Below are 2,658 nucleotides of genomic sequence, written 5' to 3' on the forward strand. Positions count from 1 at the left end.
TATAGAGCCATAATAAAAGGGACGGTGATACGCTTTAATAAAGTGTATGACCGTCCCTGTTCTTATTGAGTGAAGTGATTCTTTTTTAGGCTTGAGTATGAACGTATTCTGAATTTACCAATTAATGATGTAATTACTGTTAGTAGATGGTGTCGTCCAGATATTATTACTGCCTGGCTCCCATTTCACACTACCATTAGATCCAACGATGACAGCTTTGAATTCATTGTACCTCTCTGCTGCAATGGAACCTGTGCCTTTCCATGCTTGAATCGTGCTGTCCCATGAAAGCTTAATCATCTTTCCGTCTGGGCTATTCCACATTCCCGTTTCCCAACGATTCCCGGTTATATACACTGTATCTCCCGGAACGGTTGGTGCATAACGAACCGTAAACTCAACATTGATAGGCTTCACTACTAAAATATCTTTAAAACGACTCATTTCAGCTGTCGCGGAACCGTTTGCATTGACTATGTTGGCAAGTCTTAGTAAGGTAAAGCCACTAAAACCTTCGTTAAACAAATGCTGTGCGGCATTTTTATATCTCGATTCACTATAACCAGCATCAGAGCTTGAGATGGCAAGGGCATTTTCTCCATTTAATACAATCCCACGTTGTGTAGCTAAATTGGCAATCTGTGTCACTAATGATTTTGGTGCAGAATAATAAGGACTTGTATAGGCACTATTATCATCCATCTCTAAGCAAGTAAAGGTTAAATCCAGTTTACTAGTCTTAAATTGATCTAAAATAGTAGCATAGTTATAATAACCTGCTGAGTATTCTGCAGATCGAGGCATATAAGGGTCATTCATTTTCCAGTGAATACCTGCAATTTTTGCTCCAATCGGTACGCCAAAAGTAGAATCAAAGTTTGCGTGTGCTTTTTGCGCGATTAAGGATAAATGCTTAACCAATACGCCTTGATACCAAGCCATGAAATCTTTTCCATATTGATTATTGTAAGCAGCACCACTAGTAAAGAAATTGTCTCCATCGGTTGGAGGAGATACACTACTCCATGATGTTAGGTTCGTTTTCCAAGCGGCATTTAAGCTACTTAATGTTCCATACTTTGTTTGCATCGCAGTACGAAAATCACTCTTGGCTGTTTCAGTATAAGCCTGTAGCTTTCCTCTATTCGGATAGTTAAAACCGTCTGCTGAGACATATGATGGAAAACGAAGTTCTCCTGCTGGGCCACCGCTTAAGTAGATTTTAACAATAATATCTTTATAGTCAGCAAAGTTTTGAGCAAATGATTGATAAAGTTCGTTGTATTGAGTACTAACCACGCCTGTTGCCCATGGGCTAAGCGTTTCTTTATTTACATATCCTGTTTCCGATTTATGAGTTAATAAGTCTTGAGACCCTTTGTTCCAAACCCAAGAAGGAAGTGGAATATTACAATCATCTCCGACATTACCACCACATTGATGGGTAGAAAGAATAGGTACCCACTTCAAACCTGAATTCCTCACCACTTGTGCGTATTGTCTGTAATAAGACCAGTTGAACGTATTATCACTAACGGACTCCACATCGCCCCACCAAACATCTGTCGTCAACGCATACACACCGTTATTCTTCAGTGTTGCGAGCTGGTTAGCGAACGCTGTCCAGTCAGTAATTTTTGTTAAAGGTGCCATGACATATGCTTTATAATCGGACTTAATGTCTGCAGATGCAGGGGTAGCAAAAGTACTAGTAAGAACTAACAAAATAATAGATAATTTGATACTCAATAGTTTCAGGATTTTTTTCATGTGATCTCTCCCTTAAAAGTTTACTGTGTAAACGTTTTCATTGTGATGATAACATAAATGGATTCACTTTAAATCTATTTTTTTGTAAAGTATTAAATTTAGTAAATACGTACTACTAAACTTACATTTTCACCCAGAGGTTTGTGGTAGAGGAAAACAAAAATGACTGGAAAAATAAACGTCACAAATATTGTAAGATAAATCTACATGAAGTTTAAACAAACGTTTGAATAATGAAGTTGTTTTGTCTTTGTCAAATCAAGGTTTCATCCACTCGGAATTAAGTTAACCCAAAACTGTTCCTAGAAAACTAATATACAGTTCATTGAGTAAAGATTGCATTAGATGTAGCAAATTGATATAGTATTGATTAAATAAAGTTTATCAATGATGTGATCAAGTAAATAAGAATCGTGAAACAGAAAATATAGCCGCGGCTGAGAGCTATATCACCCCTTCTTGTTGAAACCTACCACGGAGATGTTAGTTAGGCTTTTTTCTAAAACTTTGTTGCTTTTAACCTATTTTATCTAAAGTTAAGCTAATTCCTAAACGATATCATGACGTATGGATCGTTTAGAAAAAAGCGGATTTCTAGATGAAAAGTAGAAGACATTATACTAGACTGAAAGCAACAGTATATACAAAAAAGAGCCTAGTCAAAAAAACTAACCGAGTCGTTTCGTTACAAACGCTTAGAGGACTTACTGTTTTTAGTGAGTCGAATTAAGGTGGTACCACGTCTATTAGCATAAAGACGTCCTTTGAATAGGACTCTTTATGCTTTTTTTATTATTGGCTGTGTTAAAGTACAGTGTTGATTTTTAGCAGAGTTGATTGAAGTGGAAGGACGCGAGACTCCTGTGGGAGAGCGGGTCGCGGGAGACC

Annotated in this window: 1 protein-coding gene; it reads right to left on the minus strand. The window is 37.3% G+C overall.

Annotated features, from left to right (window positions below; all coding sequences use genetic code 11):
- Positions 1-114: 114 nt before the first annotated feature.
- Positions 115-1,770: a family 14 glycosylhydrolase gene (locus tag LT143_RS20240; protein WP_246946191.1), complete on the minus strand. Its 1,656-nt coding sequence runs from the start codon at positions 1,768-1,770 to the stop codon at positions 115-117.
- Positions 1,771-2,658: the final 888 nt, after the last annotated feature.

This window comes from Bacillus pinisoli (genome assembly GCF_023036475.1).
Lineage (GTDB): Bacteria > Bacillota > Bacilli > Bacillales > SA4 > Bacillus_BS > Bacillus_BS pinisoli.

Coding starts and splice junctions, on each gene's coding strand:
- LT143_RS20240 (WP_246946191.1), bottom strand. CDS start 1,770: ATGAAAAAAATCCTGAAACTATTGAGTATCAAATTATCTATTATTTTG.